The organism is Enterobacter cloacae complex sp. 309I3 (assembly GCF_050031595.1).
In the GTDB taxonomy this organism is placed as follows: Bacteria; Pseudomonadota; Gammaproteobacteria; order Enterobacterales; family Enterobacteriaceae; genus Enterobacter; species Enterobacter cloacae.
On the sequence record NZ_JBLGWI010000001.1, the window covers coordinates 1,157,187 to 1,181,642 of the forward strand.

The following is a 24,456-nucleotide window of genomic DNA, read 5'->3' on the forward strand; positions in this document are numbered from 1 at the left end:
CGTTTTACAACCCCATTAAATGGCATTGTTGAGGTCGACTTAGATGAAAGGACAAGAAACCCGTGGTTTCCAGTCAGAAGTAAAACAGCTTCTGCACCTGATGATCCATTCCCTGTATTCCAACAAAGAAATCTTCCTGCGTGAGCTGATTTCCAACGCCTCCGATGCGGCGGACAAGCTGCGTTTCCGCGCGCTGTCTAACCCGGATCTGTATGAAGGCGACGGCGAGCTGCGCGTGCGCGTCTCTTTCAATAAAGAGAACCGTACCCTGACCATCGCCGATAACGGCATCGGCATGAACCGCGACGAGGTGATCGACCACCTCGGGACTATCGCCAAATCCGGGACCAAAGCGTTCCTGGAATCAATGGGCTCTGACCAGGCGAAAGACAGCCAGCTGATCGGCCAGTTCGGTGTGGGCTTCTATTCGGCGTTTATCGTGGCGGACAAAGTGACCGTGCGTACACGTGCGGCGGGTGACAGCGCGGAAAACGGCGTGTTCTGGGAATCCAAAGGTGAAGGTGAATACACCGTTGATGACATCACCAAAGCGGATCGCGGCACCGAAATCACCCTGCACCTGCGTGAAGGCGAAGACGATTTCCTGAACGACTGGCGCGTGCGCTCCATCATCAGCAAATATTCCGACCACATTGCCCTGCCGGTTGAGATTGAAAAACAGGAAGAGAAAGACGGTGAAACCGTGGTCTCCTGGGAGAAAATCAACAAGGCGCAGGCCCTGTGGACGCGCAATAAGGCTGAAATCAAGGACGACGAATACAACGAGTTCTACAAACACATCGCCCACGACTTTACCGATCCGCTGACCTGGAGCCATAACCGTGTGGAAGGTAAGCAGGAGTACACCAGCCTGCTGTATATCCCGTCGCAGGCACCGTGGGATATGTGGAACCGCGATCACAAGCACGGTCTGAAGCTTTACGTTCAGCGTGTCTTCATCATGGACGACGCCGAGCAGTTCATGCCGAACTACCTGCGCTTTGTCCGTGGCCTGATAGATTCCAACGATCTGCCGCTGAACGTCTCCCGTGAAATTCTGCAGGACAGCACCGTGACCCGCAACCTGCGTAACGCGCTGACCAAACGTACGCTGCAGATGCTGGAAAAACTGGCGAAAGACGACGCGGAAAAATACCAGACCTTCTGGAAGCAGTTTGGCCTGGTGCTGAAAGAAGGCCCGGCGGAAGATACCGCGAACGTAGAAGCGATCGCCAAACTGCTGCGCTTTGCCTCTACGAACACTGACTCCTCCGCGCAGACCGTGTCGCTGGAAGAGTACGTTTCCCGCATGAAAGAAGGGCAGGAGAAGATCTACTACATCACCGCCGACAGCTACGCCGCGGCGAAGAGCAGCCCGCACCTGGAGCTGCTGCGTAAGAAAGGTATCGAAGTGCTGCTGCTTTCTGACCGCATCGACGAGTGGATGATGAACTACCTGACCGAGTTCGACGGTAAGCCATTCCAGTCTGTTGCCAAAGCCGATGAATCCATCGACAAGCTGGCGGATGAAGTGGATGAAAGCGCGAAAGAAGCCGAGAAGGCGCTGGAGCCGTTCGTTGAGCGCGTGAAAACTCTGCTGGGCGACCGTGTGAAAGAGGTGCGCTTCACCCACCGTCTGACCGATACGCCGGCGATTGTGACTACCGATGCGGACGAAATGGGTACCCAGATGGCGAAACTGTTCGCCGCGGCGGGTCAGGCAATGCCAGAAGTGAAATATATCTTCGAGCTGAACCCGGATCACCCGCTGGTGAAACGCGCGGCGGATACCCAGGACGAAACCCGCTTCGCTGAGTGGGTTGAACTGCTGCTGGATCAGTCTCTGCTGGCCGAGCGCGGCACGCTGGAAGATCCTAACCTCTTCATTAAACGTGTGAATGCGCTGCTGCTGGCGTAATTGACCACGCCTCCCCTGGTCTTCTCCCTCTCCCCGTGGGAGAGGGCCGGGGTGAGGGCACCAGACCGCACTCCCCCAAATAATCTCGCCCCATTATCCGTTTCAGCCCTCCCGCCTTCCTTGAGCCGCATCCGTTCTGGTGGTATTGTTTAGCGCTTTTGAAAAATTGAATCGACTTTTGAGGGGATTTTCGCAATGCGTATTATTCTGCTTGGCGCTCCGGGCGCGGGTAAAGGAACTCAGGCTCAGTTCATCATGGAGAAATACGGTATTCCGCAAATCTCCACCGGTGATATGCTGCGCGCTGCTGTTAAATCTGGCTCTGAGCTGGGTAAACAAGCGAAAGACATCATGGACGCTGGCAAACTGGTGACCGACGAGCTGGTTATCGCTCTGGTCAAAGAGCGCATTGCTCAGGAAGACTGCCGTAACGGTTTCCTGCTGGACGGCTTCCCACGCACCATTCCTCAGGCTGACGCCATGAAAGAAGCGGGCATCAACGTAGACTACGTGCTGGAGTTCGACGTACCAGACGAGCTGATCGTTGATCGTATCGTTGGTCGCCGTGTGCACGCTGCTTCTGGCCGCGTTTACCACATTAAATTCAACCCACCTAAGGTTGAAGGTAAAGACGACGTAACCGGCGAAGAGCTGACCACCCGTAAAGACGATCAGGAAGAGACCGTGCGTAAGCGCCTGGTGGAATACCATCAGATGACTGCGCCGCTGATCGGCTACTACACCAAAGAAGCGCAGGCGGGTAACACCAAATACGCGAAAGTTGACGGCACCAAAGCCGTGGCTGACGTTCGTGCAGAGCTGGAAAAAATCCTCGGCTAATCGCACTGCTCTCACCCGGGTCCCCGGGTGAGAATATTTCTCATCTTACCTATTACAGCAATGGGTTCCGTTTAAACGCATTTCCGCTACAATTGACAACCATTCAAATGGTTAAGAGGCGTGAATGAGTCAGGCGAAAACCGGCATCCTGCTTGCCAATCTGGGCACCCCAGAAGCACCTACGCCAGAAGCGGTAAAACGCTATCTGCGACAATTTTTAAGCGACACGCGCGTTGTGGATACCCCAAGACTGCTGTGGTGGCCATTACTGCGTGGCGTGATTCTGCCCATTCGTTCACCGCGCGTCGCCAAACTCTATCAGTCTGTCTGGATGGAAGAGGGCTCGCCGCTGATGGTCTACAGCCGTCGCCAGGAGAAAGCGCTGGCTGCCCGCCTGCCGGATATGCCTGTCGCGCTCGGCATGAGCTATGGCAAACCGTCTCTGGAAAGTGCGGTCGACGCGCTGCTGGCGCAGGGGGTTGAGCACATTGTGGTGCTGGCACTCTACCCGCAGTACTCCTGCTCGACAGTCGCTGCGGTGTGGGACGAACTGGCCCGCATTCTGGCGACCCGCCGCCGCATTCCGGGCGTGACCTTTATACGCGACTACGCCGATAACGAACTCTATATCAAAGCGCTTGCCAGCAGTGCCCGCGCGTCGTTTGAAAAACACGGCGAGCCGGATCTGCTGCTGTTGTCCTATCACGGCATTCCTCAGCGTTTCGCTAACGAAGGGGATGATTATCCGCAGCGCTGTCGCGATACCACGCGTGAGCTGGTGTCCGCGCTCGGCCTGCCGCCGGAGAAGGTGATGATGACTTTCCAGTCGCGCTTTGGTCGCGAGCCGTGGTTGACACCGTATACGGACGAAACCCTCAAAATGCTCGGCGAGAAAGGCGTGAAGCATATTCAGGTGATGTCGCCGGGCTTCTCGGCCGATTGCCTGGAAACGCTGGAGGAGATCGCGGTGCAAAACCGGGAGTTTTTCCTGGAGGCAGGCGGTGAGAAGTACGAGTACATTCCGGCACTTAACGACGCTCCGGAACATATCGACATGATGGTCTCGCTGGTGACCAACAGCCGCTGATCGCACTCAGGGCCGGGTTTGTGCTACCATTCCCGGCCCATATTCTATGCACAGTTCAGACCATGAAATTTCCCGGTAAACGCAAATCCAAACACTACTTCCCTGTTGATGCCCGCGATCCGCTCCTGCAGCAAATCCAGCCTGAAAATGAAACCAGCGCCGCATGGGTCGTCGGTATTGATCAGACGCTGGTGGACATTGAAGCGAAAGTGGATGATGCGTTTGTCGCCCGTTACGGTCTGAGCGCCGGCCACTCGCTGGTAATCGAAGACGACGTTGCTGAGGCGCTCTATCAGGAGCTGGTGCGTGACAACCTGATCACCCATCAGTTTGCCGGTGGCACTATCGGCAATACCATGCACAACTACTCCGTTCTGGCAGACGACCGCTCAGTGCTGCTCGGCGTGATGTGCAGCAACATCGAAATTGGTGGCTACGCCTACCGTTACCTGTGCAATACCTCCAGCCGTACCGATCTTAACTATCTGCAGGGTGTCGACGGCCCCATTGGCCGCTGCTTTACGCTGATCGGTGAATCCGGCGAGCGTACCTTTGCCATCAGCCCTGGCCACATGAACAAGCTGCGTGCCGAGAGCATTCCCGAAGAGGTGATTGCGGGCGCGTCGGCGCTGGTGCTCACCTCCTACCTGGTGCGCTGCAAGCCGGGCGAGCCGATGCCGGAAGCCACCATGAAGGCGATTGAGTACGCGAAAAAGTACGATGTGCCGGTGGTCCTGACGCTGGGAACGAAATTTGTGATTGCCGACAACCCGGAGTGGTGGCAGGCCTTCCTGAAAGAGCATGTCTCGATTCTGGCGATGAACGAAGAAGAAGCTGAGGCCCTCACCGGCGAGAGCGATCCGCTGCTGGCCTCCGATAAAGCGCTGGACTGGGTGGACCTGGTGCTCTGCACCGCCGGACCGGTAGGGCTGTATATGGCAGGCTTCACGGAAGAAGAGAGCAAACGCAAAACCCAGCATCCGCTGCTGCCTGGCGCCATCGCCGAGTTCAACCAGTATGAGTTCAGCCGTGGCATGCGTTATAAAGACTGTGTTAATCCGCTGCGGATCTACTCGCACATCGCCCCGTACATGGGCGGCCCGGAGAAGATCATGAACACCAACGGTGCGGGCGACGGTGCGCTGGCGGCGCTGCTGCATGACATCACCGCCAATGCCTACCACAAAACCAACGTGCCGAATTCCAGCAAACATAAGTTCAGCTGGCTCACCTATTCGTCGCTGGCGCAGGTGTGTAAATACGCGAACCGCGTCAGTTATCAGGTGCTGAACCAGCACTCCCCGCGCTTAACACGTGGCCTGCCGGAAAGGGAAGACAGCCTCGAAGAGGCGTACTGGGACAGGTAAAAGCAAAACGGCAACGTATGTTGCCGTTTTTAGTGTTTATTCCCTCTCCCGGTGGGAGAGGGCCAGGGTGAGGGCATCAGGCCGCACGAAAATTACCTCGTCACAGCCTCTTCAACCGGCGGCTTCGCCAGCAGCGCCAGCATCGTATTCGCAATTTCGCGCTCACCCATCACCACCTGATTCGCACCCCGTTCGGTGATGTAATCCACCTCGTCGTCGTAATGGGCGCGGGCAATGATCTCAATCGTTGGGCATTTCTCACGTGCAGTGGCCACAATCTCACCCGCTTCGTAGCCGTTTGGAATGGTCAGCAGCAGCCAGCGGGCGCAGTCCAGATGCGCCAGGTTCATAATTTCTTCGTTCGCCGCATTGCCCAGCACCGCGCGGATACCGCGCTCGCGCAACTCATCGACGCGGGTACGCGAGGTTTCAATCACCACCAGCGGGATCCCCTGCGCCATCAGCTTCTCGCCGAGCAGGCTTCCCACGCGGCCAAAGCCGACCAGCAGGGCGTGGTTGCAAATATCCACCGGGATCTGCTTCTCTTCTTCAATGGCCTCTTCGAGCGTCTGCTCTTCAAGGGTTTCCGTTTTATCGAGATATTTTTCCAGCAGGGCGAACAGCACGGGGTTCAGCATAATCGAGAGGATCGCCCCCGCCAGCACCAGGTTCTGCCCGGCCTGCGGCAGCAGGTTCAGCGCCATCCCCAGACCCGCCAGAATAAAGGCGAACTCACCAATCTGTGCCAGGCTTGCGGCGATGGTAAGAGCGGTACGCGGCGAGTGGCCGAACATTCGCACCAGGAAAAAGGCGGCGACCGACTTACCAAAGATGATAATCGCCAGCGTCCCCAGTACGGCCAGCGGCTGCTGAACCAGAATCATCGGATCAAACAGCATCCCGACGGAGACAAAGAACAGCACCGCGAAGGCATCACGCAGGGGGAGGGTGTCGTGCGCCGCTCGGTGGCTCAGTTCGGATTCGTTCAGCACCATCCCGGCGAAGAACGCGCCAAGGGCAAAGGAGACGTCAAAGAGCTCCACCGCACCAAAGGCAATCCCCAGCGCCAGCGCAAGGACGGAAAGGGTGAACAGTTCACGCGAGCCGGTGGCTGCGCTGCGCGACATGATCCACGGCACCAGACGGCGGCCTACCAGCATCATGATGGCGATAAACGCCACCACTTTCCCGATGGTGATGCTCATATCCAGCGCCAGCGAGGCAAAGCCGAGGGTGTCTTTTTCCATCATTCCGGCGACGGCAGGCAGCAGGACCAGCGTCAGCACCATCACCAGATCTTCAACAATCAGCCAGCCGATTGCGATTTGTCCGCGCTGGCTGTCTATCAGCTGCCTCTCTTCAAGCGCGCGCAGCAGCACCACGGTACTGGCGGTTGAGAGACACAGCCCAAATACGATGCCGGTCATTAACGACCAGCCCAGTACGGCTGAAAGCGCCATGCCCAGCAGCGTCGCCACCCCTATCTGGGCGATCGCTCCCGGTATGGCGATCGACTTTACCGCCATCAGGTCCTTCAGGGAAAAATGCAGCCCCACGCCAAACATCAGCAGAATCACGCCCAGTTCCGCCAGTTCAGGTGCCAGTTTGGTATCCGCAACGAAGCCAGGCGTAAACGGTCCCGCCAGTACCCCGGCTAACAAATAGCCCACAAGAGGGGAAATACGCAGTTTATTGGCAATCATGCCGAGAATAAAAGCGAGCACAAGTCCACCAACAATGGTGGTGATAAGCGGTGTGGCGTGGTGCATTCCGTCTCCTTTCGTTGTGGGTGTTCCATTTTGGTGAAAACCAAAAACCGAGTAATAGTTTATGACAATTTTTACCCTTGTGTTTATGAATAATTGTTGAAGTTTGAATAAAACGGCAATATGCCTCAGAAAAGGCAGGTTTTGATAAATTCAGAGAAGGGATGAACAGGAAAGCCTTATGCCATGAGGGCATCAGGCTGCCAAAGTTACACTTTGGCAGCCATGAAATTACGCTTTATGACGATTATCAGGCAGGAATATGGTCAACATCCCCAGAAGTGGCAGGAAAGCGCAGATTTTATAAACCAGGAAGATACTGGTGTGGTCGGCAACCATACCTAACACGGCTGCACCAAGGCCGCCCATGCCAAAGGCGAAACCAAAGAAGAGCCCGGAAACCATACCAATACGCCCCGGTAACAACTCCTGCGCATACACCAGGATAGCCGAGAACGCCGAAGCCAGAATAAAACCAATAATCACCGTTAAAATGCCCGTCCATTCAAGGCTGGCGTAAGGCAAAATAAGGGTAAAGGGGGCAACGCCAAGGATAGAGCCCCAAATAACATATTTACGGCCAATTTTATCCCCGACTGGCCCGCCAATCACCGTCCCTGCTGCGACGGCAAACAGGAAAGCAAACAGATGGAACTGCGCGTTTTGTACCGATAATCCGAATTTTTGCATCAGGTAAAAGGTGTAATAGCTGCTGATGCTCGCCATATAGAAATATTTCGAGAAAATCAGCACCAGCAGCACGGACACGGCCAGGATAACCTTATTGCGTGGAAGGGGATTGATAACCTTCACTTTTGGTTTGCCTTTGTTTACGCGGTGCTGTGCGGCATACCAGCGGCTGATCTGGGCGAGCACAACGATTGCCAGCAGGGCGGCCAGCACAAACCAGGCGACGTTACCCTTGCCGTACGGCGCGATGATCACTGCCGCCAGCAGCGGGCCGAGGGAACTGCCAAAATTACCGCCCACCTGGAAGAGTGATTGCGCCAGCCCGTGGCGCCCGCCGGAGGCCATACGTGCCACGCGGGAGGACTCCGGATGGAAGACCGACGAGCCGGTTCCCACCAGTGCGGCGGCAAGCAGCACCGCTTCAAAACTTCCCGCCATAGCCAGCAGCACCAGCCCGCTCAGGGTGAAGCACATGCCAATCGGCAGCGACCACGGCATCGGATATTTATCCGTCCAGTAACCGACGATAGGTTGCAGTAGCGAAGAGGCCAGCTGGAAGGTCAGGGTGATCATCCCGATCTGCACGAAGGTTAATGAAAACTCGGATTGCAGCAGCGGGTAAATCGCCAGGATCAGCGACTGGATCATGTCGTTGAGCAGATGGGAGAGGCTAATAGCGCCTAAGACTTTAAATGAGGTGCGCGAGGGTGGCGGCGACGCCGGCGCGCCCGAAACGGGCTGGGTTGATTCACTGATTGCCATAAATACCACGTCGTTAGTGATGAAAAATGCAGGGGGTAATTATTATCCAACTAACATACCTGTCAGCGACATTTGAAGAAAGTCGCAATTATGAAAACTTATTTGTCTATTCTTGTTACTCACTGTAATTTTTGCGTTTGTCTATTGGTCAGGGAGAGAGAAGATGAAGTTAATGAAGCATGGCGTCGCGTTGGCGCTGCTCGCCGCCTGGGGTCTGGCAAGCCTGCCCGCACAGGCGTATGAAAAAGACAAAACGTATAAAATTACGATCCTGCATACCAACGATCACCACGGCCATTTCTGGCGCAGCGAGTACGGCGAATATGGTCTCTCCGCGCAAAAAACGCTGGTGGATGGCATTCGTAAAGAGGTTGCCGCCGAAGGGGGCAGCGTGCTGCTGTTATCGGGGGGCGATATCAATACCGGCGTGCCGGAGTCCGATTTACAGGATGCTGAGCCTGATTTTCGCGGTATGAATTTAATCGGTTACGATGCGATGGCCGTCGGAAACCATGAGTTTGATAACCCGCTGAGCGTGCTGCGCCAGCAGGAAAAGTGGTCCAAGTTCCCATTCCTCTCCGCCAATATCTATCAGAAAAGTACCGGTGAACGCCTATTTAAACCGTGGGCGCTGTTTAAGCGTCAGGATCTGAAAATCGCGGTGATTGGCCTCACCACGGACGATACGGCAAAAATTGGCAACCCGGAGTTCTTTACCGATATCGAATTCCGTAAACCGGCCGACGAAGCGAAGCTGGTGATTCAGGAGTTGCAGCAAAACGAAAAACCGGACGTGATCATCGCCACCACCCATATGGGACATTACGACAACGGCGAGCATGGTTCTAACGCGCCGGGCGATGTTGAAATGGCGCGCAGCCTCCCTGCGGGCTCGCTGGCAATGATTGTGGGTGGTCACTCACAAGATCCGGTGTGCATGGCCTCGGAGAATAAAAAGCAGGTGGATTATGTTCCGGGCACGCCGTGTGCACCAGACCGTCAGAACGGGATCTGGATTGTGCAGGCACACGAGTGGGGTAAATACGTTGGCCGTGCCGACTTTGAGTTCCGTAACGGCGAGATGAAACTGGTGCATTATCAGCTCATCCCGGTCAACCTGAAGAAAAAAGTGACCTATCCGGACGGGAAAAGTGAGCGCGTACTCTACACCCCGGAAATCCCCGAGAACCCACAGATGCTCTCCCTGTTAACCCCGTTCCAGAATAAAGGCAAAGCGCAGCTGGACGTGAAAATCGGTACGCTGAACGGGCGTCTGGAAGGGGACCGCAGCAAAGTCCGTTTCGTACAGACCAATATGGGTCACCTGGTGCTGGCGGCACAAATCGCGCGCACCGGCGCTGATTTTGGTGTGATGAGCGGCGGCGGGATCCGTGATTCCATCGAAGGCGGGAATATCACCTATAAAGATGTGCTGAAGGTGCAGCCGTTTGGCAACGTGGTGGTTTATGCCGATATGAGCGGGAAAGAGGTGATTGAGTACCTTACCGCCGTGGCGCAGATGAAGCCGGACTCCGGCGCCTATCCGCAGTTCGCTAACGTCAACTTTGTGGCCAAAGACGGCAAGCTCAACGATCTCAAAATCAAGGGTGAGCCGGTTGATCCCGCGAAAACCTACCGTCTGGCAACCTTAAGCTTTAACGCCACCGGCGGCGACGGTTATCCGCACATCGATAACAAACCGGGCTATGTGAATACCGGCTTTATTGATGCCGAGGTTCTGAAGCAGTTTATCGAGCAGAATTCACCGATCGACGTGAATGCGTATGAGCCGAAAGGCGAGGTGAGCTGGCAGTAACGTTGTGCGGCCTGATGCCCTCACCCCAACCCTCTCCCACCGGGAGAGGGCGCGAACACAAAAAACGGTAACGTCTGTTACCGTTTTGCTTTTACCTCGCAGCCGCCACCCGGCTTTTTCTTTTAATCCCTGCGCGCAATATCCGCAAACTTCGCATCCAGCATTTTGGCCAGATCGCCTGCGGCCAGTTCGATATCCAGCCCGCGCTTGCCGCCGGAAATATAGATGGTTTCAAATTCCTGAGAAGGGGCGTCAATCAGCGTTGGCAGGCGTTTTTTCTGCCCGAGCGGGCTGATCCCGCCCACCAGATAACCCGTGGTGCGTTGCGCAACCATTGGGTCTGCCATATCTACCTTTTTCGCTCCCAGCGCTTTGGCCACTTTCTTCAGATCCAGTTGCCCAGCCACGGGCGTGACCGCGACGGCGAGATGCTTCATATCGCCATTCACGGCCACCAGCAGCGTTTTATAGACCTGGTCGGCGTTCAGCCCCAGTTTGCGCACCACTTCATCACCAAAATTGGTTTCGTTCGGATCGTGATCGTAAGTGTGGATCCGGAAAGAAATTTTGTTTTTTTCGAGTAATTTAACGGCGGGAGTCATAGCTATCCTTCTTACGACAGACAATTCATGCTGACAGCATACGCCTGACGTTTGTCTAAAAAATAGCACCATCTTGCGCAATAGTATTGGCAGTGATGGTCACTTTGAGCGACAATCGGCTCAACCGAAGGTCTCCTTCGGCATAATAAAAACGATGAAATTCCTCTTTGACGGGCCAATAGAAATATTGGCCATTTTTTTATTTCAGCAGCGACGGCAAGTTTCCTTCTCCGTACAAATGTAATGCCCCCACCGCAACCACGTAATGCCCGGCAGGTAACGCATGCAGCGTCTGCCGCCATGCCGCATTGCGTGCGTTCATCAGCACATCATACAGCGATTCACTGAACGTCGACGGCAGCGTTAATTTCCCCTCAGCAGGCGGGGCATCCAGCCACCAGCCAATCATGGTTTGCAGCAGACGGGCGTTGGTATGCCAGTGCGTTAGCGTATCATCAAGAAGAATGAGACCGTCATCAGGCAGCTGGCGAAGGAGGGCAATCTGGCTATCGGTACCTTCCAGCTCAATGATCGGCAGACGGCGTGCCCGGGCTGCATTCAGCAGCTGGTAATCAATACCGTAATCACCGCGCAGACCCAGACGCTGTGCCTGCGTCGCCTGTAATATCATGGCAATCTGCCAGAGCGGCAGGGTGTCCAGCATCGAGAGCGAAACGCCGGTTTCATCCGCCACGCGCGTCAGTTCGGCGAGCTGAGCCTCGTCCAGACGGTCGGCCAGGGTGAGATCGCTCTCCAGCCCGGCAAAGGGAGACTCGTGGCCTGAAATATCCGCCTCAACCACCAGCGCATCGGCCTGCTTCAGGAGGGATAACAGACCAGAGGGCAGCGGAGACATATCCTGCGTGCCCATATGTATGCTGCCCACCAGGTGCAGATGCTGACCGCCGGGGAGCGAGATATCCATTCCGGGCCAGGTATAACGGCGGGGGAAGAGGGCGCGAAACGATGTTTTTATACGGCGAAACAGACTCATACGCGCTCCATAAACGGAAAGGTTCATGCTAACGCGTGGGGCAGGGCGGCGCAACAGGTGAACGTCGGCACGTTTCGTAGGCCTGATAAGCGCAGCGCCATCAGGCAAAAAAGCCGGGTGGCGCTGCGCTTCCCCGGCCTACAACGTATTACGCTTTCGGTTTAAAGCGCAGCAGACGGTTGGCGTTGCTCACCACGGTAATGGAGGAGAGCGCCATCGCTGCACCTGCGACCACCGGGTTAAGCAGCGTACCGGTCAGGGGCCACAGAATGCCGGCAGCAATCGGGATACCGAGCGAGTTATAGATAAACGCACCCAGCAGGTTCTGCTTCATGTTGCGCAACGTGGCTTTCGAAATCGCCAGCGCATCGGCAACACCCATCAGGCTGTGTCGCATCAGTGTGATGGCTGCCGTCTCAATGGCAACGTCGCTCCCGCTTCCCATGGCAATCCCCACCTCTGCCTGTGCCAGTGCCGGCGCATCGTTAATACCGTCGCCAACCATCGCGACCTGGCGCCCCTGTTGTTGCAGCGTTTTAATGGCGTCCGCTTTGCCGTCCGGCAGGACACCGGCAATGACTTCATCGATTCCCGCCTCTCTGGCGATGGCGTTGGCCGTGGTTGGGTTATCCCCGGTTAACATCACCAGGCGGTAGCCCGCGCGGTGCAGTCGTTGTAAGGCATCCACACTGTCCTGACGTAACGGATCGCGCACGGCCAGCAGGGCCGTAATTTGACCGTCCACCGCGAGCAGCACAGGGGTTGCGCCCTGTGATGCCTGGGCATTCAGTTCACTTTCCAGCGCTGAAGTTGCTATGCCGTTTTCATTCATCAGGGCCTGGTTACCCAGCAGCAGTGTGTGCCCTTCGGCCTCACCGCTGACGCCTAATCCGCGCAGGGTGCGGAAGTTGTTCACCTGCGGCAGGCTGGCCTCACCGGCTTTCTCAATGATGGCTCGCGCCAGCGGGTGGCCGGAGCCTTGTTCCAGGGCCGCGGCGAGACGCAGCGCGTCAGCCTCCGCGAAGCCTGAGGTATGCACGGATACAACCTGCGGTTTACCTTCGGTCAGGGTACCGGTTTTATCAAAGACCAGCGTGTCGAGAGTGCTGGCGCGTTGCAGGGCGTCGGCATCACGCACCAGCACGCCAAACTCGGCGGCGCGACCCACGCCGGAGATAATCGACATCGGCGTCGCAAGGCCGAGCGCGCAAGGACAGGCGATAATCAGTACCGTGGTGGCGATCACCAGGGTATAGACAATTTGCGGCGCCGGGCCGAAGAAATACCAGATAGCCGCGCTCAGCAGCGCGATGCCCACTACTACCGGCACAAAAATGGCGGAGATTTTATCGGCCAGCTGACCTATTTCAGGCTTACTGCTCTGTGCCTGGCGCACCATGCGGATAATACGGGACAGCGTGGTATGGCTCCCCACCGCACTGGCGGTGAACAGCACGCTGCCGTCCTGCACCACCGTACCGGCATGCACGCCATCACCCTGTGATTTCTGCTGCTGAATGGGTTCCCCGGTGAGCATCGCTTCGTCAAACCAGGCTTCGCCCTGCGTAATGTCTCCGTCCACGGGAACGCGGTCACCGGTGGTCAGACGCAGCGTCATACCGGGCTGAACCTCGGCCAGCGGAACGCTTTTTTCTCCGTCGTCAGTGACCACGCGGGCGGTCGGGGGGGTTAAATCCAGCAGCCGCTCCAGCGCCTTTGAGGAGCGCTGACGGGCACGGGCTTCCAGCATATGGCCCAGGTTAATCAGGCCGATGATCATCGCGCTCGCTTCATAATAGAGATGGCGGGCTTCCATCGGGAACCACTGTGGCCAGACGTTCACGCTCATGGAGTAGAGCCATGCCGCACCCGTGCCGAGTGCCACCAGCGTATCCATGGTTGCGGTGCGGTTTTTCAGGCTCTTCCAGGCGCTGGAGTAGAAATGTCCGCCTGCAAATACCATTACACCAAGCGTAATAATACCAATGACCAGCCACAGCGTGCGGTTATCGTCGGTGACCATCATGTTGTCACCGATCATGCCCCACACCATCACCGGGATCCCGACCAGCAGTGCAACAATGGCCTGCCAGCGGAAGCGTTTCATGGTGGCGATAGCCGTTTCCTGCTGGCGTTCGCGGCGTTTGGCATCATCTTCGATGGCCTCTGCGCCATAGCCCGCTTTTTCAACGGCCTGCACTAATTCTGCGGCGGAGGCACTGCCCATGACCAGCGCAGTACGCTCCGCAAGATTGACCCGTGCCTGCGCGACTCCGGGTACCGCCTGCAAGGCATTTTGCACCCGGGAGACGCAGCTGGCGCAGCTCATGCCGTTGATCAGCAGCTGTTGGCTGTCATCGATATCATCAGCTGCCGGAAGCTCAGGAGTGGCCGCTGTCAGTGCTTCCGACGGGGATGATGACTCTGCCAGCGGTTTAGCCTTTGGGTGGCTCAGCTCCGCCCCATAACCTGCCTGTTTGATGGTATCAATCAGCGCTTGCGCACTGGCGCTGCCGGTGACGGCGGCGTGATCGATAGTGACGTCAGCGCTTTCGACATCAGGACGCTGTTCCAGACTTTCTTTTACGCGTTTGACACAGTGGCCGCAGGAGAGGCCGTCCAGTGTCAGGTCAATTGTGTGAGACATAACAAAACTCCCGTATAATGAACTGGTCAGTTGTTGACCGGAGTAACGCTTTTCGCTAACTGTTATGAAGGTTAAACCTTCCATCAAGGGGAAGGTCAAGAATTTAAATCGCTGATTGAAAGGGATTTTTAAAATCAGCGTCCACACTTCGACAAAAGTGTCCACATTACAATGACAAAGCCCCGCTTATTGAGCGGGGCTTTTTTCATAACAAGTTACTCTTCATCGTCTGAAAGTTGCTCTGGTTAATGACATAAACTTCGTTTACTTCCAACCACAAGCTTTTTGAAGCGGTTTCATTGCATCTGAAAGGCCCTTCAGATCGAAGGTTGCACTCACAGGGGCTTCATTGTATGGGGTGATTCTGGTGAACATTTTATCTGCTTTAGCTAAAGATTTAATGAAATCGATATCACTACCCTTGTAAAAAACCGCTTTGGTATCAGTTGAGATAGACCATTCTTTTTCAACTGCTTTTTGCTTATCCAGGCGGTAGAGCATGCTCGTTTGCTCAAGACCCAGGTACACATCCCAGTTAATGAACACCTCCGTTTTCTTTTCGCGGCAGGCTACATACATTGTTGGAATCACACTTTCTCCAAAAGGTGTTCGAATGTAATCATTACTGTTAAGTGAGAGGATTATGTTTTTTGAGTCGTCTACCGGCGAGGTGCTAATTGATGTTTGCCACTTGCCAGGGTTAGAAATAGAATTTTCTACAGCTTCAGTTTCTGCGGATGTAGTCTGCGGGAATAACTTGTCGAAACATGCCAGCCTTTTAGTGCCATTAATTTCACTTTGGCACTCTAACAACTTAGCTCGGTCAGGTTGCTGATAATCAGTTTTTGCTGACGTGTTTATCGTGCTTGTTGTAGCTTTAAACGTTGGTGAGAAGAAGCGATCGTAACAAGATAGTCGTTTATCGTTATCTTTCTCCTCAGGGCATTGATCTCTACTCTCGAATTTATCAGCATTTTGTGTTCGTGATGGCGGTATTGATTTGTCGTAACAAGAAAGTCGTTCAGCATTATTTTCCATAGCCCGACATTCGAGGACTGCATTGAAGTTTTTATGTTCACTTCCTGCGTATACAGACGCTGCATTGAGTGCCATAAATGATGCTATTGCATTTAAAAAAAGCTTTTTCATTTAATCATCCCTTTGGTCTTGTGAGGAATACAAGGATACCGATGATTATGTCGCCTATAACCCAGACACTAGCGATTGCCATTAAACCTAGACCGGTACCAATTGCAGCCCCAGCTCTTTCAGCATCGGAAGTTGCGTGATTTATTACTTCACCACTACCATCTAATCCTGCGAAGAGGCAGTAGATCATAAATAAATTGAACAGTATAAAAGCCCACTTGATGGCTTTTCCAAAAAGTGAACGCCGTGGCTTTTTAAGCTGCTTCCCACAGGACGGGCAACGTAATGCTGTATCACTTACATCCTTAAGACACTCTGGACAGCTAACCAATGCCATAAACAAATCTCCTTAAATGAACATCTTATCTTTTTGTTACAAATCATTGGGATTTTATCGGATTTGGGCGCATTGACAAGTGAAAAGCCCCGTTATATCGCGGGGCTTATGTTTAGATAATCAGGCTAAGTTGATTATTTCCATAGTGTGAGGCGGGAAAGGCATCGCGGGGGATATCGGCAAAGGATGAGTTTCTTAACATCAAATCGGCAACGCGCAACGATTTGTGCGACGCTCACCGTATCTCGCAGCAATTGATGGGTACAATGCCGGAAGGCAATGGATTGCTCGGTGATGTTGAGAAGGCCGAGCGCGTCTTCGCCATCAACGAAATGTTGCCCGTGATGGAAGCAATTAAGGGCATTAATGGCTGGCTCTGTCAGGAAATGATCCGCTTCAATCCCTACGCTCTGCTCAAAGACGAGTAGCCCGATCCACTCGGCGCACATCGTGCGGCGGTGTTCCTTCAGTAATTTTCAATCTCCGCATGTTCGGCCACCATCTGAGCACCATTCAGCACGACCTTTAACGCCCCTCACTCAGAACGCATGTGCGCAATTCTAGCAGGCGCAAGCTGCAATCGACGGGTACGCGCCCCGAAGCGGGAAAGCACGCCTAGAAAGCAGGAAAGGCTGAAGCATGGCATTTAAAGGCATCCCCTCCATGACTCCTGTCGCGTGGGCTGTTCCCCCGTCACCTGCGCGTGAAATTTGCTTCGTTTTTTGTGCATTTGCTGATCCGGTTTCAGACCGCACCGCCACCATGCGGAAAGGGTAAAATTATTTTAAAAAGTTTGTGCAATTTTGTGCACTATTGTGCAGCTATTTGTCCGTTGAAGTTTTATATTTTTACTCGTTATGACGCTGTTTTCTTTTGGCTATATGGAGTAATAGAAAATGCGATTGACCGCACCTGTTAAGAATTTTACAGATGGTTTTAGTGAATGCGATGACATTTTTGGTCGAAAAAAGCTACATGATACAATTATGAGAGTAGCAACAAATGCACCAGATAAAAGCTTAGTCCTGGCTCTCAATGACGAATGGGGAAATGGAAAAACTTCGTTTGTTAAAATGATGTCCTCAGAAATAAATAATAATGCTTCAGATAAATTTGATGTAATCTATTTTGATGCTTTTGAAAATGACTATCAGTCAGATCCGTTTGTCTCTCTAACATCAAAAATTTATTCACTCATAAAAAAAGAAGAAGGTAAGCTAAAAAATCTTGGGCAAGAGTTATTAGCAATTGGTAAAAAATTAGGAGCCTCTTTTGCGCTAAATGGTGCCAAGTTTGCTGTCAGCACTCTCACAAGCGGCCTGGTTTCTGGAAGCACTTTAGAAAAAGCTAGTGATGTTATAAGCGACGCTCTCTCGACACCTATAGAAGACTATATTGAGGAGAAAATAAAGAAAAGCGAAAGTGAATTGGTCACAATTGAACAGTTTAGAGGTTTGTTAACCAGAATACATAAAAATAGTGACAAAAAAATAATTTTTATTATAGATGAACTGGATAGAGCTCGTCCCGACTTCGCCCTTGATTTGTTAGAGAAAATAAAACATATTTTCTCAGTTGAAGGATTCATATTCCTCCTGGTGATTAATCGCGAACAATTTGAAAAGAGTATAGAATGCAGATATGGAAATATTAATGCACGACTATACCTCAATAAATTCATTCATTACTGGTTTACTCTCCCCAAAAAAAGCATTTTTTCTGATGGATGTAAAGATGGTTATGAACGTTCAACACTAACACAATATCTTCTTACTCTCGATCAAGGAAACAATTTACTTACAAGCAATGGTGCCCTCGTGAAAACTTTGGCATATCTCTTGGAGGCAAATAACTGTTCGTTACGTGAAGCAGAGCGCTGTTATTCAACCTTCGCTGTTATGACAGAACCACGTGAAATCAATTTCTTTAGACACGATATTTTCTGTGTGGCTTTTGGGCTGGTAGCTTTCATAAAAGTATTCGACCAAGCTCTCCTAATCGAGATTAGTAGGAAAACTATTACACTGGAAGGTATTTTAGCCCGACTCTCTATATCAACAAGTATCATGAGTACTGTTGAGGTTAATTATATTTTAATGTTGCTGAATTATCATTTTTCAACGGATGAACAGCTTTCAAAAAATGAAATGAAAGAACGTTACGCATTCATGACAGATATGACTGGAAGACGAGTTAAATGGTTCGAAACAATGTCCGAAAAGGTAGAAGGTTTTACTGTTAGTCGGTAATCCTCTCTCAATAAACAAGATGCTATTATGATATTATTAACATTTTTAAAACAAGGAGTGTAAAATGAATAAGACTAACTTTATCAGTCTTGATAAGAAGATTGAAGAATTAAAATCACTTACAGCAAAGCTTGATATTTATAAGGTGGCCAATAGTTTATTTCATGAGCTTATGATGTTTGGTCAAATGGGGAGTCGGGGGAAACTTAACTCTCCTGCTCGGCAAAGTCTGTATCTGTTGGGGGTAATGTCTTCCCAAAGTATTTGTAATACTGAAGAGCTTTCTGATGAAAAATTGAATAAAATATACTCTCTTCTTAATGACATTTACAGTAAGTATTTAAGTGTTTATTTTCCTGATAAAAAAGATTTTGAGCAAGGAATCGATAACTCTTGGTTAAAAACTCGCCATGCATCTATGCCAGCTTTTTTGGGATATTTTTTTGAAAGCAAAAAAATTGCAACTGATGAACTAAGAAAAGATCTTTTAAAAGCTTATGAACAATTTGAAGATATTATTTCTGCTCATTTTGGTTTATCGCACAAAGATATGATTGAAATTACAGATCGTATTGGTTCTATTCTTCAAAATAGAATCGATTATATCTACAAAATTTTAGGTGACGTTGATACAAAAAGATTAGAATTCGCCAATTCAGATGTAAATGAATATCATGAAAATCTTAAAGCCTTACAAGAAGGTTGCGGCCCATTAATGCTAAAGCTCATGAGGTTATCTGAGGAGATTTGCATCTTCAAATTTGATGAAATTGATGGCATCGACCCTGCAAAAATCGAACAATTTAAACAGCATTTTGTTTTGAAGAAAGGCACTGCTAATGATATCAATTATATTACTGATGAGAATTCTTTAGAAACCAATCCTATTATAACTGTTGATGAAAAGAATTATGCTCTTTGCTCAATCAATTTTATGTTGCTTGCCGTTCAGAATAAAATAGATCAGTATTTCAAAGACAGTAAGTTCAATGATCGCTTCAGAAAAGCTAGGGATATAAAACTAGAGCAAGATGCGAAGGAAGCATTCAGTGAATTACTTCCAGAAAATTCGATTGTATTAGAAAGTGTTTTTGAAAATAATAAATCTTCTAATGAACATGATCTCGTAATAATCACCAACAGAACTATATTGATTGTTGAAGCAAAAGCGGCACCAAGGCGCGAACCACTAAGAGATCCTTCTAGAGCATTTACAAGAATAAAAGATGACTTTAAGAAGAAGTCTGGGATTCAAAGCGGTTGTGATCAAGCATTGAATCTAAAAACTCTCATTGAAAAAAATGAAATCACCATCTTATATGATAAAAAAGGAAATGTGCTGCATACTATTTCAAAACAAGACTTTGATGAGATATATTGTATATGCGTAACAAAGGATGATTTTGGTTTATTGGCTACTGACTTAACAATCTTATTAGAAAAAAATGATGATGTGAAATCTCCTTGGGTGATTAATATTGATGATTTGAGGTTTTTAATTTCATGCTTGAAATATATTGGTAAAGATTGGTTGTATTTCATTGATTATTTATCACAAAGAGTAAATTTAATGGGGAAAATAATTGCCGCTGATGAATTAGAAATCGCTGGAGCTTTTTTGAAATATAATGGTTTTAAAAACATAAATAAAGATCTAGCCCTCAATTATTCCTTGATATTAGTGAATCAACTGTCTTTGATGAAATCCATTTAACCAAGCTTGAAGGTAAAACTTACACCCTGAAAATAACTGAGCCTGATTTTGTTGAAATTGATAGACGAAAAATATTCTCAATAAAAAATAAAAAACCAAAGGACAAGAAAAACAGAGAGCAAAAAAAAGCAAGAAGAAGAAATAGGAAATAACTGATCAAATACATCTCAAAAAGGCTTGGTTATTCGAGCCTTTTAAAATTAAATATTCCGAAATATTATATTTAAATGTCTATGGTATGAGGGAACGATTGTAACAATTAGATATAGTTATTCCTTTGGGGGGCTTTTAACCTATTATTGTAATAGGTAATAGGTAATAGGTAATAGGTAATAGGTAATAGGTAATAGGTAATAGGATCATGCATAGTGTTACTACATGTGCTCTGGGGCTGTAAACAGCAGGCCATGTCAATGCGGAGTACCGTCATGATGGGAATCAGCGACGGGAAGACCGAAAACAGGAATTTCGCGGCGTGCGAGTTCAGCGCGAATCTGTTGCCATATTTGATTGAGATATCGCTGTGATTCGTGTGGACTTACTACCGAATTGCGATTTTGCTGCTGGCTACTGGTGCTAGGTGGTGAGAGGCATACCGCTTTGAAAGGGGAGAATATTGTCGGTAACAGGGTTATGTTTACCCTGACAAATAACGGTGAAAGGCGCGTTTTTCCAATATCGGATGATAATGCTAGGATTATCAAACACAGGTAATCAGGGCGTCTTTTCTGAGTAAGTTACAAAACGTTCCGGTTGAGGATGAAAGAAGCAAAACCCAACTTGCCAGATGGACAGGCGGCCCATGCTTTGCGGCACACGTTCGCAACGCACTTCATGAAGAAGGGGGGCAACATAATTGCTTTGCAGCGGATATTGGGCCATGCGGATATTTATCAAACGATGGTTTACGCACACTTCGCACCAGATTATTTACTGGATGCTGTGAGCTATAATCCTCTCAGCGGAATCCACACTCTGGAGGCAAAGCGGGGGATTTGCGGGTTAATTAAGTCTGTAAAATACTGATTCGGCGCTGTGCCTTACGGGGCTGCGCTTGTCAGGATCCCACCATCAAGGGGAAGGTCAAGGGGGAAATGTGAATATCAGCGATGTTGCGAAAAAAACCGGATTGACCAGCAAAGCAATCCGCTTTTATGAAGAGAAGGGGCTGGTGACGCCGCCGCTGCGCAGCGAAAACGGCTACCGTAGCTACACGCAACTGCATCTGGACGAGCTGACCTTACTGCGTCAGGCGCGTCAGGTGGGTTTTAACCTTGAAGAGTGCGGTGAGCTGGTGAATCTGTTCAACGATCCAAAACGCCACAGCGCAGATGTAAAAAAACGGACGCTGGAAAAAGTGGCGGAGATTGAACGGCACATTACGGAACTGGAAGCGATGCGCAAGCAGCTGCTGGCGCTGGCGGAATCCTGTCCGGGAGATGACAGCGCCGACTGCCCGATTATCGATAATCTTGCCGGCTGCTGTCATCGTAAGGCGCAGGCTTAGCAGGCTTTCACCCGAAGCGTAATCCCTTCCACCGCGATGACCTCAACCCGCGTCCCGGCGCTGAGGTCATCGTCGGCCACCACCGGCCAGGAGCTATCGCCCACGCGCATATGTCCGCGGCCGTTCACCAGCGCGGTCTCAAGCGTAAAGCGCTGGCCGACGATCTGCTGTCCACGCTGATTGAGATGGGTATCCAGCGGTTTTTGCTCGTTAACCTGACGGTTCAGCCAGCGCCACCACAGCCAGGCGGCCACCAGCGTCAGCACGGCAAACAGCGCGCCCTGCCACGCCCAGTCCAGGGGGAGCAGCCAGACCAGCAGCCCGGTAATCACCGCGGCCACACCGCTCCAGAGCAGATAACCGTTGCCACCAAGCATCTCTGCGGCCAGCAGTAAGCCACCCAGGCTTAGCCAGAAAGCATGAGGATGTGCGACGATCAGCTCAATCATTTTTTGCGCTCGTTTCCGCTGTCTTTGATAAGTTCAGCAATCCCGGCAATGGAGCCCATCAGACTACTGGCATCCAGCGGCATCATCACCACTTTGCTGTTATTTGCCGAGCCGATCTCTTTCAGCGCATCGGTATATTTTTGCGCGACAAAGTAGTTCACGGCCTGGATGTCACCGGCGGCAATGGCCTCGGATACCATCTGGGTTGCGCGGGCTTCCGCTTCGGCAGAACGTTCACGCGCCTCTGCCTGCAAGAAGGCAGACTGGCGATCCCCTTCCGCTTTCAGAATTTGCGACTGTTTTTCACCTTCGGCTTTCAGGATCTCCGCCTGACGCACCCCTTCGGCTTCCAGAATATAGGCGCGCTTGGTTCGTTCTGCCTTCATCTGGGCGTTCATCGAAGCGATAAGCTCCGCAGGTGGGCGAACGTCCCGGATTTCAATGCGGGTGACTTTAATGCCCCACGGGTTTGTCGCTTCATCAACAATGTGCAGCAGACGGGTGTTGATGCTGTCACGCTGAGAGAGCATTTCGTCCAGCTCCATAGAGCCGAGTACCGTACGGATGTTGGTCATCGTCAGATTAACAATCGCCAGCTCCAGGTTGCTCACCTCATAGGCGGCTTTGGGCGCATCAATTACCTGAATAAAACAGACGGCATCGATGGTGACGTTGGCATTATCCTTCGAAATAACTTCCTGCGAGGGGATATCCAACACTTGTTCCATCATGTTGATCTTGCGACCAATTCTGTCCATGAAGGGAACAATCAGGCTCAAGCCTGGCTGGAGTGTATTGGTGTAGCGGCCGAAGCGTTCAACGGTCCACTGATATCCCTGCGGGACAATTTTGACCCCGGCGCCCACAATAACCAGCGCAACGAATATAAGGACAGGAACAACGATAAGCATAAAAACCTCCTGTTTTGCATGCTGTTGATGAGTAAAAATGCATGTTTATTGTTCATCAGTATATCGGCTATCGGGCTGAAATTCGCCTCTGAAAATAGGCTGGGAAGGGACAAAGGATTATGCTACAGACGATTTTTACCAGAAGCGGTTAACGGAAGCGGAATGAACGATCAAAAAAACATATTACATCTCAGGGATGTCGGGTTTCGTGTTGGGGGGAATACGATCCTTCAGCACGTCGAATTTTGCCTTTCACCGGGCGAGTTTAAATTAATCACCGGGCCGTCAGGCTGCGGCAAAAGCACGTTGCTGAAAATTGTGGCTTCACTGCTAAGTCCTACGGAGGGAACCGTTCTGTTTGAGGGCCACGATATTGCGACCCTCTCCCCGGAACGCTATCGCCAGCAGGTCTCTTATTGTGTACAGACCCCTTCACTGTTCGGCGAAACGGTCTATGACAACCTGATCTTCCCGTGGCAGATTCGCCAGCAAACGCCAGAGCCGAATAAATTTATCGCTGACCTGGCCCGCTTTGGCCTGGCGCAGGAGACATTGACCAAATCCATTAATGAGCTCTCCGGGGGCGAAAAGCAGCGCGTTTCGCTGATTCGTAACCTGCAGTTTTTACCGAAGGTGCTGCTGCTGGACGAGATCACCAGCGCGCTGGATGAGGCCAACAAGCGCAACGTGAACGACATCATCCATCGCTACGCCAGTGAAGAGAATATTGCCGTGCTGTGGGTGACGCACGACGCAAATGAAATTGCCCATGCGGATGATGTCATCACGCTGCAGCCGCAGGGTGGGAAATGGCAGGAGGCAAACCATGGGTGAGCATAATATCACCAACGCATCGCTGGCGTTTTCGATGGTGCTGGTACTGGTGGCGATTTTAGTGAGCTACCGGGAAAAGCTGGGGCTGGAGAAAGATATTCTCTGGAGCATCTGCCGCGCGGTGATTCAGCTCATCATCGTTGGCTATGTGCTGAAGTACATCTTTAACGTCAACCACGCGGTGCTGACGCTGCTGATGGTGCTGTTTATCTGCTTCAACGCAGCGTGGAATGCGCAGAAGCGCAGCAAATATATCGATAAGGCGTTTGTCTCGTCATTTATTGCCATTACGACCGGGACCGCACTGACGCTGGCGGTGCTGGTGCTATCTGGCTCTATTGAGTTTACGCCGATGCAGGTGATCCCCATCTCCGGGATGATCGCCGGGAACGCCATGGTGGCGGTAGGGCTGTGCTACAACAACCTTGGCCAGCGCTTCAGCAGTGAGCAACAGAAGCTGCAGGAGAAGTTAAGCCTGGGGGCCACGCCAAAAGTGGCGTCGGCGCGGCTGATTCGTGAGAGTATCCGCGCGTCGCTGATCCCTACGGTGGATTCGGCGAAAACGGTCGGGCTGGTGAGTCTGCCGGGGATGATGTCAGGGCTGATTTTTGCCGGTATCGATCCGGTAAAAGCAATTAAGTATCAGATCATGGTGACGTTTATGCTGCTTTCTACGGCAAGCCTGTCAACTATCATTGCCTGTTACCTGACGTATAGGAAGTTCTACAACGCGCGCCACCAGCTGGTGGTCACACAGCTAAAAAAAGCGGATTAAGCCTGTTTGTGTAGGCCCGGTAAGCGTGAGCGCCACCGGGCA

The 24,456-nt window shown here is 51.4% G+C and carries 21 protein-coding genes and 1 pseudogene; 12 read left to right on the forward strand and 10 right to left on the reverse strand.

Annotated elements, in window-relative coordinates; all coding sequences use genetic code 11:
* The first annotated feature begins 43 nt into the window (after positions 1 to 43).
* The 4 genes from htpG to ACQG22_RS05390 all read left to right on the forward strand — a co-directional run bounded on the left by htpG (position 44) and on the right by ACQG22_RS05390 (position 5,212).
* The gene (htpG, locus tag ACQG22_RS05375) at positions 44 to 1,918 is read left to right on the forward strand and encodes a molecular chaperone HtpG (RefSeq protein ID WP_020685010.1); all 1,875 of its coding nucleotides are present in this window, start codon (positions 44 to 46) and stop codon (positions 1,916 to 1,918) included.
* 195 nt (positions 1,919 to 2,113) lie between these two features.
* Positions 2,114 to 2,758, forward strand: a complete 645-nt coding sequence (gene adk, locus ACQG22_RS05380; RefSeq protein ID WP_006809841.1) for an adenylate kinase — start codon at positions 2,114 to 2,116, stop codon at positions 2,756 to 2,758.
* 124 nt (positions 2,759 to 2,882) lie between these two features.
* Positions 2,883 to 3,845, forward strand: coding sequence for a ferrochelatase (gene hemH / locus ACQG22_RS05385; protein ID WP_013095900.1), 963 nt, complete (start codon positions 2,883 to 2,885; stop codon positions 3,843 to 3,845).
* A 62-nt stretch (positions 3,846 to 3,907) separates the two neighbouring features.
* Positions 3,908 to 5,212: an inosine/guanosine kinase gene (locus tag ACQG22_RS05390; RefSeq protein ID WP_020685011.1), complete on the forward strand. Its 1,305-nt coding sequence runs from the start codon at positions 3,908 to 3,910 to the stop codon at positions 5,210 to 5,212.
* Positions 5,213 to 5,304: 92 nt separating this feature from the next.
* Here ACQG22_RS05390 and ybaL read toward each other — a convergent pair whose 3' ends face one another.
* Both ybaL and ACQG22_RS05400 read right to left on the reverse strand, forming a co-directional pair.
* Complete coding sequence (gene ybaL, locus ACQG22_RS05395; protein ID WP_029882633.1) at positions 5,305 to 6,981, reverse strand: YbaL family putative K(+) efflux transporter; 1,677 nt, start codon at positions 6,979 to 6,981, stop codon at positions 5,305 to 5,307.
* A gap of 228 nt (positions 6,982 to 7,209) precedes the next feature.
* Positions 7,210 to 8,430, reverse strand: a complete 1,221-nt coding sequence (locus tag ACQG22_RS05400; RefSeq protein ID WP_013095903.1) for an MFS transporter — start codon at positions 8,428 to 8,430, stop codon at positions 7,210 to 7,212.
* A gap of 163 nt (positions 8,431 to 8,593) precedes the next feature.
* Here ACQG22_RS05400 and ushA point away from each other — a divergent pair, with 163 nt between their 5' ends.
* Positions 8,594 to 10,246, forward strand: coding sequence for a bifunctional UDP-sugar hydrolase/5'-nucleotidase UshA (gene ushA, locus ACQG22_RS05405; RefSeq protein WP_149896821.1), 1,653 nt, complete (start codon positions 8,594 to 8,596; stop codon positions 10,244 to 10,246).
* A 122-nt stretch (positions 10,247 to 10,368) separates the two neighbouring features.
* Here ushA and ybaK read toward each other — a convergent pair whose 3' ends face one another.
* From ybaK to ACQG22_RS05430, 5 genes are all read right to left on the reverse strand, one after another.
* Entirely contained in the window at positions 10,369 to 10,848 is a 480-nt protein-coding gene (ybaK, locus tag ACQG22_RS05410) for a Cys-tRNA(Pro)/Cys-tRNA(Cys) deacylase YbaK (protein WP_010428207.1), read from the reverse strand.
* Between the two features lie 199 nt (positions 10,849 to 11,047).
* Entirely contained in the window at positions 11,048 to 11,842 is a 795-nt protein-coding gene (locus ACQG22_RS05415) for a TraB/GumN family protein (RefSeq protein WP_013095905.1), read from the reverse strand.
* Positions 11,843 to 11,990: 148 nt separating this feature from the next.
* Complete coding sequence (copA, locus tag ACQG22_RS05420) at positions 11,991 to 14,489, reverse strand: copper-exporting P-type ATPase CopA (RefSeq protein WP_369706601.1); 2,499 nt, start codon at positions 14,487 to 14,489, stop codon at positions 11,991 to 11,993.
* Positions 14,490 to 14,753: 264 nt separating this feature from the next.
* A complete protein-coding gene (locus tag ACQG22_RS05425; protein ID WP_248076797.1) occupies positions 14,754 to 15,638 on the reverse strand; it encodes a type VI secretion system-associated protein TagO in 885 nt (294 codons plus the stop codon).
* Between the two features lie 4 nt (positions 15,639 to 15,642).
* A complete protein-coding gene (locus tag ACQG22_RS05430; protein ID WP_248076795.1) occupies positions 15,643 to 15,975 on the reverse strand; it encodes a hypothetical protein in 333 nt (110 codons plus the stop codon).
* Between the two features lie 173 nt (positions 15,976 to 16,148).
* On the opposite strand from ACQG22_RS05430, the pseudogene ACQG22_RS05435 reads away from it, so the two are divergent.
* From ACQG22_RS05435 to ACQG22_RS05445, 3 genes and pseudogenes are all read left to right on the forward strand, one after another.
* A pseudogene (locus tag ACQG22_RS05435) lies at positions 16,149 to 16,403 on the forward strand (phage portal protein); the annotation flags it as partial.
* 468 nt (positions 16,404 to 16,871) lie between these two features.
* Entirely contained in the window at positions 16,872 to 18,224 is a 1,353-nt protein-coding gene (locus ACQG22_RS05440; RefSeq protein WP_369706602.1) for a KAP family P-loop NTPase fold protein, read from the forward strand.
* A gap of 64 nt (positions 18,225 to 18,288) precedes the next feature.
* Positions 18,289 to 19,938 carry a hypothetical protein gene (locus ACQG22_RS05445; RefSeq protein WP_426711495.1) on the forward strand — a complete coding sequence of 550 codons (1,650 nt, stop codon included), beginning with the start codon at positions 18,289 to 18,291 and terminating at the stop codon, positions 19,936 to 19,938.
* 410 nt (positions 19,939 to 20,348) lie between these two features.
* Here ACQG22_RS05445 and ACQG22_RS05450 read toward each other — a convergent pair whose 3' ends face one another.
* Positions 20,349 to 20,642: a replication endonuclease gene (locus tag ACQG22_RS05450; RefSeq protein WP_369706333.1), complete on the reverse strand. Its 294-nt coding sequence runs from the start codon at positions 20,640 to 20,642 to the stop codon at positions 20,349 to 20,351.
* Positions 20,643 to 20,697: 55 nt separating this feature from the next.
* Here ACQG22_RS05450 and ACQG22_RS05455 point away from each other — a divergent pair, with 55 nt between their 5' ends.
* Together ACQG22_RS05455 and cueR are read left to right on the forward strand one after the other, a co-directional pair.
* The gene (locus ACQG22_RS05455; RefSeq protein WP_095454688.1) at positions 20,698 to 20,964 is read left to right on the forward strand and encodes a tyrosine-type recombinase/integrase; all 267 of its coding nucleotides are present in this window, start codon (positions 20,698 to 20,700) and stop codon (positions 20,962 to 20,964) included.
* A 70-nt stretch (positions 20,965 to 21,034) separates the two neighbouring features.
* Entirely contained in the window at positions 21,035 to 21,445 is a 411-nt protein-coding gene (gene cueR / locus ACQG22_RS05460) for a Cu(I)-responsive transcriptional regulator (protein WP_013095907.1), read from the forward strand.
* Here cueR and ACQG22_RS05465 read toward each other — a convergent pair.
* A complete protein-coding gene (locus ACQG22_RS05465) occupies positions 21,442 to 21,894 on the reverse strand; it encodes an NfeD family protein (RefSeq protein WP_020685017.1) in 453 nt (150 codons plus the stop codon). The two genes, cueR and ACQG22_RS05465, sit on opposite strands and share 4 nt — an antisense overlap.
* Positions 21,891 to 22,805, reverse strand: a complete 915-nt coding sequence (locus ACQG22_RS05470) for an SPFH domain-containing protein (protein ID WP_008499312.1) — start codon at positions 22,803 to 22,805, stop codon at positions 21,891 to 21,893. Before ACQG22_RS05470 ends, ACQG22_RS05465 begins: the two co-directional genes overlap by 4 nt.
* Positions 22,806 to 22,967: 162 nt before the next feature.
* On the opposite strand from ACQG22_RS05470, the gene fetA reads away from it, so the two are divergent.
* Complete coding sequence (gene fetA, locus ACQG22_RS05475; RefSeq protein ID WP_369706334.1) at positions 22,968 to 23,639, forward strand: iron efflux ABC transporter ATP-binding subunit FetA; 672 nt, start codon at positions 22,968 to 22,970, stop codon at positions 23,637 to 23,639.
* Complete coding sequence (gene fetB / locus ACQG22_RS05480; protein ID WP_020685020.1) at positions 23,632 to 24,414, forward strand: iron efflux ABC transporter permease subunit FetB; 783 nt, start codon at positions 23,632 to 23,634, stop codon at positions 24,412 to 24,414. Before fetA ends, fetB begins: the two co-directional genes overlap by 8 nt.
* Positions 24,415 to 24,456 lie beyond the last annotated feature (42 nt).